Raw genomic sequence first — 13,454 nt, forward strand, 5'->3', positions numbered from 1 at the left:
CGATGCCGCGCGCATGCTGCGCATAGGCTGCGCCCGTGCCGAAGGTAACCACCGCGCTCAAGCGCCTCCTGGTTGGCCGCCCGCAACGCAGCGACAAACTGGGTGACACCCTGCTGCCGAAGCGAGTGGCGCTGCCGGTGTTCGCCTCCGACGCCCTGTCCTCGGTCGCGTACGCCCCCGAAGAAATCTTCGTGACCCTGTCGATCGCCGGTGCCGGAGCCTACGCGTTCTCCCCGTGGATCGGCCTGTGTGTCGTGGTCGTGCTGCTCACCGTGGTCACCAGCTACCGGCAGAACGTGCACGCCTACCCCTCCGGCGGCGGCGACTACGAGGTGGCCACGGTCAACCTCGGCCGGTACGCCGGGCTCACCGTGGCGAGCGCCCTGCTGGTCGACTACACACTCACGGTCGCGGTGTCGATCTCGTCGGCCGCGGCCAACATCGGCGCGGTCGTGCCGTTCGTCGCGACGCACAAGGTCACCTTCGCGGTGGGCGCGATCGTGTTGCTGACGGCCATGAACCTGAGAGGTATCAGGGAGTCCGGTACCGCCTTCTCGATTCCGACCTACGCCTTCATGTTCGGCATCGCGGCGATGATCATCTGGGGCCTGGTCCGAATCCTGATCTTCGGCGACCCGGTCCACGCCGCGAGTGCCAACCTCCAGCTGGTCGAGGAGGGTGACCACCTCACCGGGTTCGCACTGGTCTTCCTCGTGCTGCGGTCGTTCACCCAGGGTTGTGCGGCGCTGACCGGCGTCGAGGCGATCAGCAACGGCGTTCCGGCGTTCAAGAAGCCGAAGTCCCGCAACGCCGCGACGACCCTGCTGCTGCTGGGCGGGATCGCGGTCGCGCTGGTCATGGGCATGATCGCGCTGGCCAGGATGACCGGTATCAAGGTGGCCGAGAACCCGGCGGTGCAGCTGCACGGCGCGCCACCCGGGTACCAGCAGCAGACGATGGTCGCGCAGCTCGCCGACGCGGTGTTCACCGGTTTCCGGCCGGGCTTCTACTTCGTGGTCGTGTTCACCGCGCTGATCCTGGTGCTGGCCGCGAACACGGCCTTCAACGGGTTCCCGGTGCTCGGCTCGATCCTGGCGCAGGACCGCTACCTGCCCCGCCAGCTGCACACCAGGGGTGACCGGCTGGCGTTCTCGAACGGCATCCTGTTCCTGGCCGGTTTCGCGGTCGTGCTCGTCGTCGGGTTCCAGGCCGAGGTGACCCGCCTGATCCCGCTGTACACCGTCGGCGTGTTCGTGTCGTTCACCCTGTCCCAGACGGGCATGCTGCGGCACTGGAACCGGCTGCTGGCCAAGGAGACGGAGCCGACCTCCCGGCGGCGGATGCGCCGTTCGCAGGCGATCAACGGGTTCGGCCTGACGATGACCGGCACCGTGCTTGTGCTCGTGCTGATCACCAAGTTCACCCAGGGCGCGTGGATCGCGCTGGCCGCGATGGGCGGCGCGTACGCGCTGATGCTGGCCATCCACCGCCACTACTCGCGGGTCCACGACGAGATCGAGCTGGGCGAGGAGCTCCCCGTGCTCCCGGCACGCAACCACGCGTTCGTGCTGGTCTCCGGGCTGAACCTGGCCACCGTCCGAGCGCTCGGATATGCCAGGGCGACCCGGCCCGACGTGCTGGAAGCGGTGACCGTCAACGTCGACGACGCGGACACCCGAAGGCTGACGAAGGAATGGGAGGACCGGTCCATCCCGGTCCCGCTGAAGGTCGTCGAGTCGCCCTACCGGGAGATCACCCGGCCGGTGCTGGAGTACGTGAAACGGATCCGCACCGACAACCCCCGCGACGTGGTGACCGTGTTCATCCCGGAGTACGTCGTCGGCCGCTGGTGGGAGCAGCTGCTGCACAACCAGAGTGCGCTGCGCCTCAAGGGCCGCCTGTTGTTCCAGCCCGGTGTGATGGTCACCAGCGTGCCCTGGCAGCTGGCGTCCTCGGAACGGGCGAAGCAGCGGGCGATCTCGCGGCGCAGGCCGGAGAGCGCGCCCGGTGCGGTCCGCCGCGGTTACCCGGGTATCAGCCCGCCCCGGGGTGGCATCCCCGGCCCGCCGAACAGTGACGGACCGGGCGTACCCACCGATCCGACCGGACCGACGGGTTCGCAGGGCCCCACCACACGCGCATCCACACCGCCCCGATGAACGCCGCGAAGGACACAGTGGAACAGACCGTCGCCGAGAGCTGGCTGGACCGGGTACTGGAGCTGGACGTCGGCCCGGTCGCGCACGGTGGTCACTGTGTGGCGAGGGTGGACGGCCGGGTCGTGTTCGTCCGGCACGCGCTGCCCGGCGAGCGGGTGCGCGTGGTGGTGACCGAGGACCGGCACGGCTCGTTCTGCCGGGCCGACACGGTGACGGTCCTGCTGGCTTCTCCCGACCGGGTGGAGGCACCGTGTGTCTGGGCGCGCCCCGGCGGCTGTGGCGGTTGTGACTTCCAGCACGCCACGCCGGACGCTCAGCGTGCGCTCAAGGGCGAGGTGCTCGCCGAGCAGCTTCAGCGGCTGGCGGGGGTGCGGCGATCGGTCGAGGTGGAAGAGCTTCCCGGTGGGCCGCTGGGCTGGCGTCAGCGGGTGCGGCTGGCGGTCGGGCCGGATGGCTGGGCCGGTTTCCGGGCGCACCGGGAGCACGACGTGATCCCGATCGCGGACTGCTCACTGGCCCCGACCGGCATGCTGGCGCCGGTGCTGTCCCGGCAGTGGCGACCGGGCGACGAGGTGCAGGTCGAGCTGGACAGCGACGGCGAGGTCCACGTCAGCTCCGGCTCGGAGCGCGACCCGGCCCCGGTGTCGCACCGGGCTGCCGGAAGGGAGTGGACGGTCGCTCCCGGAGCGTTCTGGCAGGTACACCCGGCGCTCGCGGACACCCTGTCCGACGTGGTCCGGCAGTGGGCGGACGTTCCGTCCGGAGGCCGCGCGTGGGACCTCTACGGCGGCGCGGGTGTGCTGGCCGCGGTGCTCGCGGAGCAGACAGGCGGGACCGGCGTGGTGACGGTCGTGGAGTCCGACCGGGCCGCGGTGCGGTCCGGCATGGCCGCGCTGGCCGACCTGCCCTGGGTACGGTGGCGCACCGGCCGCGTGGAACACGCCCTGGACGAGCTCACCCAGGAGGGCAGGCCGGACGTCGTCGTCGCCGACCCGCCCCGCAAGGGCCTCGGCCGCGCGGTCGTCGACCAGCTCGCCGACGCGGGCCCCGACCGCCTGGTGCACGTGGCCTGCGACCCGGCGGCGCTGGCCCGCGACGTCTCGCTGCTGGCCGGCCACGGCTACCGCCTCGAACGTCTGCGAGCCTTCGATGCCTTCCCGATGACCCACCACATGGAAGCCGTGGCTCTGTTCGTCCGCTAGGTGTTCGTGCGCTAGGTCGCTCTCTACTGGTCGATGTCGTAGACGACCGTCACCGCGACGGTGAGTTTTTGGTTGCCCGGCTGGACCGGGGTGGAACCCGCCGCCGCGTCGAGCGAACGCTCGTACATCGGTACCGGCGGTGCCGACACCGGCGCCTCGGAGATCGACCGGAGCTTGCCGAGCCGCACACCGGCGGCCTCGGCCATCTGACCCGCCTGTTTCTGGGCCTGCTTCACCGCGTCGGCCCTGGCCTTGGCGCGCAGGTCGCTGTCGTCCTTGATCGAGAAGGTGAGCTGCTGGACGCGGACGGCGTCCCCGGCGGCTTCGCCGGCGGCGTCGATGATGCCGCCCGCCGACGCGACGTTGTACAGCGTCGCGGTGACCTGGTTGGTGACCTCGTAGCCGGTGATGCGTCCGTCGCCGGAGTTGTAGGACGGATTGACCGACAGCTGGCTGGTCCTGATGTCGGCGTCGGCGACGCCCTTGTTCTTCAGCATCGTGATCAACGCGTTGGCCTGCTGGCGGTTGGCGCCGAGCGCTCCGTTGGCGCTCGGCCCCTGGGTCTGCACGCCCAGCACGAGGGTCACCACGTCGGGCGTGCCGGTGACGGTCCCGACGCCGCTCGCCGTGATGCCCGTCCGGTCGCCGCCGGCATCGGTGGCGGTGCCGGGGGAGGCGCAGCCGGTCAGAACGAGCGCTCCCAGTGCGAGACCGGCGGCGAGGACGGGCAGGGACGGTAGCTGACGCTTCACTGAGTTCTCCGTTCGCGGGGGGCTTCATCGACTTGGACGGAGTGAGGTGCCTGTCAGGTTGCACCAGTCACCGATCGTGTCCGGAATCGGCCCCGGTCACTCGTCAGGAGATCGCCGCGCCGACGCACAGACCCAGTACGAGCAGCAGACCGGCCTGCCGGGTGTGCAGCCACACCAGTGCCGCGTACCAGAGCGGCCACACCGGGAAACCCGAGGGAGGTTCATCCGGCGGCGGGCGCAACAGGTGCGGCCACACCTTGACCAGCCGGGGTACGCCCAGCAGCACCAGCAACGCGGGCCAGGGCATCGCACCGAGCAGTACGCACAGCCCGACCAGCGGGTAGAAGGCCATCATCAGCCCGAGCGTCGCCAGCCGGGCACTCCGGTCACCCAGCACGACCGGCAGGGTGCGGATGCCCAGCGGTGCGTCGAACGGGATCTTGTCGGTGTGCTTGCCCATCAGCACGGCCACACACAGCAGGCCGTAGGGCAGCGAGGCGAGCAGTACATGCCACCCGACGTGGCCCACCGCCGCGTAGTAGGTCCCGCACACCATCAACGGACCCCACACGATCAGCACGTCGGGTTCGCCGAGACCGCGTTTCTTGAGCCTCAGCGGAGGCGCCGTGTAGGCCACGCTGAGCAGGAAGCCGGCGAGGGCGAACGCGACCATCGGCCAGCCTCTGGCCTGGGTCAGCACCACCAGGATGACCAGGTCGGCGAGGTTGACGACGATCGCGGCGCGGAGCAGTGCACGCTTGCTGACCAGCCCGGACAGGATCGGGTGCGGCGCGTAGAGGGCACGCGGGTACTCGGCGGTGTCGGAGCCGGCGCGGGTGTCGTACAGATCGTTCATCAGGTTGTTCGCCAGATGGGCGAGGGTGATCCCGAGGATCGACAGCAGCAGCCAGCGCCAGTCGAGGCGTGGATCGCCGATCGTGAGCAGGGCCGCCACCAGCCCGGCGACGAGCGTCATGGGCAGGACCGCGGCCCTGCTCACCACGATCCACCTGGTCACCCTGTCCAGCTGGTCGATCGGCCCGGGCGGCGGGTTCGTGGTGCGCAGCGCGTATGCCCAGGACGCCGGCCGCGAACGGCTCGGTCCAGTGGCGTCGGTCACATCGGGGAGGCTACTCCCCGGTGTGTCGACCTCGGGCTACCAGGCGACCTGGCCCTGGTCGGAGAAGAACCCGCCGGAGGGGCCGTCCGGGCCGAGCGTGGCGAGCCGGACCGCGACCAGCGCGCCCCGAGCCGCACTGCGCGGACCGGTGGGATTCAGACCGGTCGCGCACGGCCCGGGGTCCGCCGCGTTGACCAGGATCCCAGCCTCCCGTAGCTCCCTCGAGTACTGGACGGTCAGCGAGTTCAGCGCGGTCTTGGCCGGGATGTAGGCCCCGTTGGGCGGGATCGAGGAGAACGGCCCCTCCTCGGCGCTCATGGCGGACAGGGAGGCGAGACCGCTGGACAGGTTGACGATCCTGCCTCCGTCGGACCGGCGCAGCAGTGGCAGGAAGGCGTTGGTGACCGTGACGACGCCGAACAGGTTCGTCTCGAACAGGGCACGTAGGGTGTCGAGATCGCAGCTGCTCGGTGGGTGGTATGCCCGCCCCGGCACCGCGGGCTCGGGCATCGCGGCGTTGTTGACCAGGACGTCGAGCCGTGAGTGGCGGTCGGCGACCGTGGCCGCCGCGGCGCGCACGGTGGTCGGGTCGGTCACGTCCAGTGTGACCGGTTCGACCGCACGCGATCCGTTCCGCAGTCTCAGCCGTTCGACGGCGTGCCGACCGGCCGGGCCGCCGCGGGCGGCGAGGAGAACGGTCATCCCGAGGTCGGCGAGCTGACCTGCGATCTCGAAGCCGATGCCGCGGTTCGCCCCGGTGACGAGTGCGATTCGACGGGAAGGGTGCACCATACGGCCACTGTTGCGGGTGAAGTCGGCTTGATGGCAAGCCGGGCAGGCGTGTGGGGAGCACACATCAGGCTGATCCACATCAAGCTCCGTACACTCGGCCGGGTGTCCTTGTTGCGAAACCTGCGCGGCCCCGCCGACCTGAAGCGACTCGACACCGCCGAGTTGCAGAACCTCGCCGGTGAGATTCGTGACTTCCTGGTGGCCACGGTGTCCCGCACCGGCGGTCACCTCGGTCCGAACCTCGGGGTCGTCGAGCTGACCATGGCGCTGCACCGGGTGTTCGAGTCACCGCACGACGCGTTGATCTTCGACACCGGTCACCAGGCCTACGTCCACAAGATCCTCACCGGGCGGTGCGACGGGTTCGCCAAGCTCAAGGCGACCGGAGGACTGTCCGGCTACCCGTCGCGCGCCGAGAGCGAGCACGACCTCGTCGAGAACAGCCACGCGTCCACCGCGCTGTCCTACGCCGACGGCATGGCGAGGGCGTTCGCGTTGAACGGGGCTCGTCGCCACGTCGTGGCGGTCGTCGGCGACGGCGCGCTGACCGGCGGCATGTGCTGGGAGGCGCTCAACAACATCGCCGCCGCCAAGGACCGCAACCTGGTCATCGTGGTCAACGACAACGGGCGGTCCTACTCGCCGACCATCGGCGGGCTCGCCGATCATCTGGCGACGCTGCGGCTGCGCCCCGGGTACGAGTGGGCGCTCGACGCGGGCAAGCGTGCACTGAACCAGACCCCGCTGGTCGGCCCGGCCGTCTACAACGGCCTGCACGCGCTCAAGGCCGGGGTGAAGGACGCGCTGGCCCCGCAGGCCATGTTTGCCGACCTGGGGCTGAAGTACGTGGGCCCGGTCGACGGACACGACCTGGTGGCCATGGAGGCGGCACTGCGCAGGGCCCGCAACTTCGGCGGCGCGGTGATCGTGCACGCCACCACACGCAAGGGATACGGCTATCCGCTCGCCGAGAACGACGAGGTCGAGCAGATGCACAGCCCGAGCGCCTTCGACCCGGCGACCGGCGCGCCGCTCGGCTCGCCGACGACCGGATGGACGTCGGTGTTCGGTGACGAGATGGTGGCGCTCGGCGCCGAGCGACCCGACATCGTCGGGATCACCGCCGCGATGCTGCACCCCGTCGGGCTCGCCTCGTTCGCGGCGGCCTACCCGGATCGCTGTATCGACGTGGGCATCGCCGAGCAGCACGCGCTGACCTCGGCGGCGGGCCTGGCCATGGGCGGCCTGCATCCGGTCGTCGCGCTGTACTCGACGTTCCTCAACCGTGGGTTCGACCAGCTGCTGATGGACGTGGCGCTGCACCAGCAGCCGGTGACCGTGGTCCTGGACCGGGCGGGTGTCACCGGCTCCGACGGTGCCAGCCACAACGGTATGTGGGACTTCTCGTTGCTGGGCATCGTGCCGGGTATCCGGGTCGCGGCGCCGAGGGACGCGAGCAGCCTGCGTGAGCAGCTGCGTGAGGCCGTCGCGGTCGAGGACGGTCCGACCGTGCTGCGCTATCCGAAGGGCGCGGTCATCCCCGACATTCCGGCGGTCCGCAGGGTCGGTGGCATGGATGTGCTGCGCGAGCCGGAACAGGGCGCCGAACGAGCAGAAGTGCTCCTGGTCTGCGTCGGTAACTTCGGCGAGCTCGGTCTCGCCGCCGCCGACCGCCTCGCCGACCAGGGAGTGAAGGTCACCGTGGTGGACCCGAGGTGGGTCCTGCCGGTCCCGGAGGCACTGGTCGGCATGGCCAGGGCGCATCGGCTCGTGGTCACCGTCGAGGACGGCGGCGGCCACGGCGGCATCGGTTCGGCGATCGGGGCCGCCCTGCGCGACGCCGAGGTGGACGTGCCGCTGCGCACCCTGGCGTTGCCGCAGAAGTTCCTGGACCACGGCAGCCGTGCGGACGTGCTGGCCTCGGTGGGCCTCACCGCCCAGGACGTGGCCCGCCGGGTGACTGAATGGGCCGCGGCGCTACCGGTCATCGACGCCGGACTCCGTGGTGCCGATGCCGATGCCGATGCTCTGGGCCGCCGAACCGACTGAAGGCGGTTGGTGGCGCCACGGTCAGCTGCGCTATCATATTACAGCTAACAGGGGGCGGGCCTTTGAGTCGTGGGCATGGGTGGCTGAAATCGCGGTTGTCTCGTCTGGACGGCGACCGCAGTGGCTCATCAGGCGACAGGCGATCGGTATCTGGCGATCAGATTCGTGAATTTCTTATCCATCGTGCGGAAGGTTCGCCGATCGCGCGTCCAGCTCGTATTCGCGATTGCCAAGTTTCCGGGTCACTCGACTTGTCGAATCTCCGTCTTGGGATCGACATCGATCTGAGCGGGTGTTCGTTCGACGGCGATGTGCTGCTGAGTGGGCTAACCGCCGGTTCGATTGATTTGACCGATACGCGTATGGCGGCACTCGCGGCCGAGCATGTTCGGCTCAACGGAAACTTGGTGTTGCGCGGTGCGCAAGTGGGGAACGGGTTGAGTCAGGGGCAACTCGAGGGGAGCGATTCCGGATACCTAAAGCCGGTCGGCGACCATGTCCAAAGCAGGCGGCGGGTGCTTGACTGGGACGTTCGCTCGCCGGTGCGGCTGACGGGCGCTCGTATTGACGGTGACGTGGTGCTGGCGGAGATATTCATCGCGACTGACTGCACGTGGGCTGTCTACGCGCCGAGGATTCAGGTTGCCGGGGCGTTCGTGGGGTTAGGCATGCGGTCGGCTGCCGGGATCAACCTTGCTGAGGCTCACGTGGAGAACTCGGTGATCCTCACCGGCGCGCGGATCGGTGGCGTTGACGCCAGCATCGCGACGATGCAGGGTGGATTCTTCGCCGACTGGGGATTTGTGTCTACTGGTCCGGTGGAGCTGCTGGCAATACAGGTCGGAAACATTGTTACGTTTCACGATTCCGAGCTGCAGGGGATGCCTACCGCAGTGAACCTGACCAGGTCGGTGGTATCGAGGATTCGTCTGGACCTGCGTGAGCCACCGCGCGGCCGGGTAATTCTGCGCGACGTCCGCGTCAACTCTCTCATCGACGAGGTGAAGAGCTGGCCGGCAGCTGACTCGCTCGACCTGGAAGGTCTCAAGTATCACAGAATAAGCGGGACCGAGTATATTCCGGCTCGCGAGAGAATAGCTTGGATACTGAAGGACAGCAATGTCAGTGCCTCGTCCTTTGAGCAACTTGCCATGCACTATCAGGGCGCGGGTGACGAGCGTTCCGCCCGTGCCGTTCGACTCGCAAGAGAGCGTCACCTGCTGCGCCGCGGAACGTTCGCCAGCCAGGTTTGGGGTCGGCTGCAGGATGTCCTGTTCGGCTACGGGTATGTACCGGCACGAGCTCTATTGTGGCTCAGCGTGCTGGTCCTGTTCGGCACGTTCTGGTTCCTCGGCCACCCAGTCGCGCCACTCAAGGAAGGCGAGCATCCGACCTGGGATCCGTTCATCTATTCGCTGGACCTGGCAATACCGATCGTTGACCTTGGACAGGAGAAGGCCTGGGATCCGACCGGTTCCAATAAAGCGGTCGTCATGATCATGGTGACAGGCGGTTGGCTACTGGCGTCGGCGGTTGTCGCCGGAGCACGTCGACTCCTGGCTCGTGCTTGACCGCTGATGAGGTCGCACGGCCGGTTCCGATGCCCGAGTACCACCGATGGCGGATGGTCCTACGCTGAGCCTGTGCGGGTACTTGTTGTCGAGGACGAACGGGCGCTGGCGGATGCGTTGGCGCGGGGGCTGCGGCGGGAGGGGATGGCTGTCGACGTCGCGTACGACGGCGACAGCGGCCATGAGAAGGCCACCATCACCCGCTACGACGTGGTGGTCCTCGATCGGGACCTTCCCGGGATGTCCGGCGACGACCTGTGCGCCGAGCTGGCCAAGGAGGGCGGCATGACGCGGGTCATCATGCTGACCGCGAGCGGCACGCTCGCGGACAAGGTCGAGGGTCTCACCTTGGGTGCCGACGACTACCTGGCCAAGCCGTTCGACTTCCCGGAGCTGGTGGCCAGGATGCGCGCGCTGGGCAGGCGGGCCACGCCGGCGACGCCGCCGGTCCTGGCGGCGGGTGACGTCGTGCTGGATCCCGCGCGTCGCACGGTGCGGCGCACGGCGGGCCCGGTCGAGCTGACCCGTAAGGAGTTCGGCGTGCTGGAGGTGCTCCTCGGTGCGGGCGGCGCTGTGGTGAGCAGCGAGGAGCTGTTGGAGCGGGTGTGGGACGAGCACGCGGACCCGTTCACGACCACCGTGCGGGTGACCGTCATGACGCTGCGCAAGAAGCTGGGTGAGCCAGGCATCATCGAGACCGTCGTCGGTTCCGGGTACCGCGTTCCGTCGGCCGGTTAGCGCCGCGCGGGCACACGGATATGGCACACGGTCGGGGGCCCGGGCTGCGGCTGAGGCTCACCGTGTTGTGCACCGTGCTGGCCGCGTTGGTCAGTGCCTTGCTGCTGTGGCTGGGCTGGCTCCTGGTGGGCGGGGTGGTGAGCGCGGTCCCCGCGTTGCCGCCGGGTACCCGGGTGCGGGTACGCGAGGCCTGGGTGCCGGCCGAGGTGCTCGGCAGGGCACTGGCGGATGCGGCCCGGGCCGATGTTCTGCGCACCGGGTTGCTGGCGTTCCCGCTGGTGGTCGTCGCCGCGGCGGTCGTGTCCTGGCTCGTGGTCGGACGTGTGCTCCGGCCGCTGCGCACGGTGACCGGTACTGCCCGCCGGTTGTCGGCCGAGTCGTTGGACGAACGGATCTCGCTCGTGGGCAGGCACGGTGAGGTGACGGAGCTCGCGGACAGTTTCGACGCGATGCTGGACCGGCTGCACGACGCGTTCGAGATGCAGCGGCGGTTCGTCGCCAACGCGAGTCATGAGCTGCGCACGCCGCTCGCCGTGATGCGGACCGAGGTCGACGTGACCCTCGCGGATCCCGAGGCGGACGTGCCTGAGCTGCGCCGGATGGCCGAGGTGGTTCGAGGCGCGACGTATCGGGCGGATGCGCTGGTCGAGGGGTTGTTGCTGCTGGCACGCACGGAAGCGGGGGTCGCCGGGCCCACAGTGGAGGTCGACCTCGCGGAGCTGGTCCGTCCGGCGCTGGCCGCGGTGCGCGCCGAGGCGGATGAGCGAAGGCTGCGGGTCCGGTTGAAGTGCGTGCCCGCATCGACGGCCGGCGATCCGGCGCTGCTGGAACGGGTCGTGGGCAACCTCGTGGAGAACGCGGTACGGCACAACCTCGAGGGCGGCTGGCTCGAGGTGGCGACCGAGGTCGGCCCGGACGGCCGTGCGCTGCTGCGGGTCGCCTCCAGCGGCGCGTCGGTGCCGGACGCGACGGTCGAGGAGCTGTTCGAGCCGTTCCGGCGCGGCGCCCGTCGTGCGGCTGGGAGCGGCTCGGGGCTGGGGCTGTCGATCGTGCGTGCTGTGGTGTCGGCGCATCGAGGGACGGTCGTCGCCGAATCGGTAGCCGGAGGCGGCTTGGCGGTCACGGTCCGCCTTCCCTCGGTTCGCTGAGCCGAATTCGGCCGTCGCCCGCGTGGGGCGGCCCGCTCGTCGGCGCCGCTCTTGACGATCCGGAGTCGGGGTCTGTCACATCTGCCACTCAAACTCGACCGTGAGTCGAGGGATCTCGACACAGCGTGACCTACATGCACGGAGAGTGCTCAGTATCGCTTGATCGAGATGTCGAGCCGCCCGTTAGGGTGATCATGGGTGCGTAACCGTCTCGGACAGTGCTCGTTGCATTGAACGAGTCCTGTGGTGCTCGATAACTTCTGGGACAGTTGTGAAGCAGCGGATGGCGGGTGACGGTTCGGCGTGAGCGGTGTCAGTGAGGCGGGTCCGTACGACTCGGGTGCGGGTGAGGTGCCCGAGTCCGATGATGCGTTGAACTTCGGTCCCCTTCGGTTCCGTATGCCGGACGAGGCCGAGCTGGTCGAGCACGCCGGGACGGCGAAGCCGAGGGCGGTGCAGCTCGACGTGCCCGCTGGGCGCGTCAGCCTCAGCGTTCTCGCGGCCCCGCGCAGCGCTCCGCTGTGGCCGGAGATGGTGGAGGAGATCGCCTCCTCACACGCGAGCGACGGGGCTCAGGTGGTGTCCGAGCAGGGCCGCTGGGGGCGGGAGCTGCAGGCCATCTCGGATGGCGAGCTGTCCTGGTTCATCGGCGTCGACGGCCCGAGGTGGATGCTCTACGGCGAGGCCACGGGACCGGTGGAGGGCTCGGCGAAGCTCGCCGCGATCCTGCGTGAGCTCCTGCGGGGCAGCGTGGTGACCAGGGGACCGGAGCCGTTGCCCGCCCGCACCGCACTATCGCTGATCGTGCCCCCGGAGCCGGTCGGGGCCGCGAGGGACAAGCCGGGTGATGCTCCCGCCGCGAGCTCCTCGGCGGAGACGTTGATGTTCAGGCTGGGGCCGACACCGTCGCCCGGCGCGAAGGACGAGCCCGGTTCGGTTCGTCAGCGACAGCAGACGAACACGGCTCCCCGTGAGCCGATGGAACCCCGGTCCCCGATGGAGCAGCAGCCTCGGCGCCGTGAGGCTGCGGCCGCACAGTGGCAGGCGGCCTATCACGGGGCGGCGCTGCCGGTGGCCGAGCGGGCTCCGGTCAACGGTGACGGAGCGCACCGGTCGGAGACCCGCCGCCCTGAGCTGACCGTGGTCCGCTCGACGGAGGCACCGAGCGCGTCGGAGCACCAGGCGGAGCTCGACCGCGAAGACGAGACGGTGCCCGCCGGCGCCGCGAGTGTCAGCTCGCATGGCCGGAGCTGGGCCACTCCGGGGATGGCGACGGGGCTGACCGTCGGCATCGCGGGCCTGGTCCTGGTGCTGGGTGGCGCGGGCGCCTGGGCGACGATGCGCGGCCCGAAGCCGGTCACTCAGACCCCCTCGGCGGCGACTCCGCCGCCGACGACCGCGTTGACGAATCCGGGGCCGGCACAGTCCGGCGTCCTCCCGCCGGCACCCGGTTCAGTACCGGGCGCACCGGTACCTGGTTCGGTTCCGGGCGCCCACACGCCCGGAACGCAGACCGGTCCCGGTGCGCCCATGCCGCGCGGCCCGATCCAGGCGCTCCCGGTCCCGAGTCCTCGCCAGCCGAGCGGCGCGGAGACCGCCCTGCCGATGCTCGGCAGGCTGAGCGACACCCAGAGCGGGACGTCCCGGGTGGCCGAGGGCACCGGAGAACAGGACCGTCCGCGCACCCCGAAGGCCACTCACGACGTCGAGCGGACCGAGCAGCACGAGCGGGTGTGGGACGAGGACCACGACTCCGACGGCGACGAGGAGCGGACGTCCAGGGTGGTGCGCAAGCCCATCCACGAGGAGACCCCCGGAGTGCTGGGTGAGATCATCGACGGTCTCGGTGCCGGGCTTCCCGGTCTGGGCTGAGATTGCGGGGAGTCCCGAACGGTGACACCGCGCACCTTGCGTCCACACCGC

The 13,454-nt window shown here is 69.7% G+C and carries 10 protein-coding genes; 7 read left to right on the plus strand and 3 right to left on the minus strand.

Annotation, left to right across the window (positions count from 1 at the left end; genetic code table 11):
* The first annotated feature begins 35 nt into the window (after window positions 1–35).
* Window positions 36–2,159, plus strand: a complete 2,124-nt coding sequence (locus tag G406_RS44565) for an APC family permease (protein ID WP_084215766.1) — start codon at window positions 36–38, stop codon at window positions 2,157–2,159.
* Window positions 2,156–3,361: a class I SAM-dependent RNA methyltransferase gene (locus G406_RS0104380; protein ID WP_051341588.1), complete on the plus strand. Its 1,206-nt coding sequence runs from the start codon at window positions 2,156–2,158 to the stop codon at window positions 3,359–3,361. The genes G406_RS44565 and G406_RS0104380 overlap by 4 nt, the downstream gene beginning before the upstream one ends.
* A gap of 23 nt (window positions 3,362–3,384) precedes the next feature.
* Here G406_RS0104380 and G406_RS0104385 read toward each other — a convergent pair whose 3' ends face one another.
* From G406_RS0104385 to G406_RS0104395, 3 genes are all read right to left on the minus strand, one after another.
* Window positions 3,385–4,113 (minus strand): SIMPL domain-containing protein, encoded by a 729-nt coding sequence (locus G406_RS0104385; RefSeq protein ID WP_084215767.1) that lies wholly within the window; start codon window positions 4,111–4,113, stop codon window positions 3,385–3,387.
* A gap of 103 nt (window positions 4,114–4,216) precedes the next feature.
* Window positions 4,217–5,233 carry a prenyltransferase gene (locus G406_RS0104390; RefSeq protein WP_028932874.1) on the minus strand — a complete coding sequence of 339 codons (1,017 nt, stop codon included), beginning with the start codon at window positions 5,231–5,233 and terminating at the stop codon, window positions 4,217–4,219.
* 36 nt (window positions 5,234–5,269) lie between these two features.
* Window positions 5,270–6,025 carry an SDR family NAD(P)-dependent oxidoreductase gene (locus G406_RS0104395; RefSeq protein WP_028932875.1) on the minus strand — a complete coding sequence of 252 codons (756 nt, stop codon included), beginning with the start codon at window positions 6,023–6,025 and terminating at the stop codon, window positions 5,270–5,272.
* 102 nt (window positions 6,026–6,127) lie between these two features.
* Between G406_RS0104395 and dxs the strand changes: the two genes are divergently transcribed.
* The 5 genes from dxs to G406_RS53640 all read left to right on the plus strand — a co-directional run bounded on the left by dxs (window position 6,128) and on the right by G406_RS53640 (window position 13,403).
* Window positions 6,128–8,074, plus strand: coding sequence for a 1-deoxy-D-xylulose-5-phosphate synthase (gene dxs, locus G406_RS0104400; protein ID WP_028932876.1), 1,947 nt, complete (start codon window positions 6,128–6,130; stop codon window positions 8,072–8,074).
* Window positions 8,075–8,169: 95 nt separating this feature from the next.
* Entirely contained in the window at window positions 8,170–9,645 is a 1,476-nt protein-coding gene (locus tag G406_RS0104405) for a hypothetical protein (protein WP_156934676.1), read from the plus strand.
* Window positions 9,646–9,717: 72 nt separating this feature from the next.
* Window positions 9,718–10,383 carry a response regulator transcription factor gene (locus tag G406_RS0104410; RefSeq protein WP_028932878.1) on the plus strand — a complete coding sequence of 222 codons (666 nt, stop codon included), beginning with the start codon at window positions 9,718–9,720 and terminating at the stop codon, window positions 10,381–10,383.
* A 20-nt stretch (window positions 10,384–10,403) separates the two neighbouring features.
* On the plus strand, window positions 10,404–11,531 hold the full coding sequence (locus G406_RS0104415; RefSeq protein ID WP_028932879.1) for a sensor histidine kinase: 1,128 nt from the start codon (window positions 10,404–10,406) through the stop codon (window positions 11,529–11,531).
* Window positions 11,532–11,834: 303 nt separating this feature from the next.
* Window positions 11,835–13,403: a DUF3710 domain-containing protein gene (locus tag G406_RS53640; RefSeq protein WP_051341590.1), complete on the plus strand. Its 1,569-nt coding sequence runs from the start codon at window positions 11,835–11,837 to the stop codon at window positions 13,401–13,403.
* The last annotated feature ends 51 nt before the right edge of the window (window positions 13,404–13,454 follow it).

The sequence above is a fragment of the Actinospineispora spinosispora DSM 44797 genome (assembly GCF_000429025.1).
GTDB classification, from domain to species: domain Bacteria; phylum Actinomycetota; class Actinomycetes; order Mycobacteriales; family Pseudonocardiaceae; genus Pseudonocardia; species Pseudonocardia spinosispora.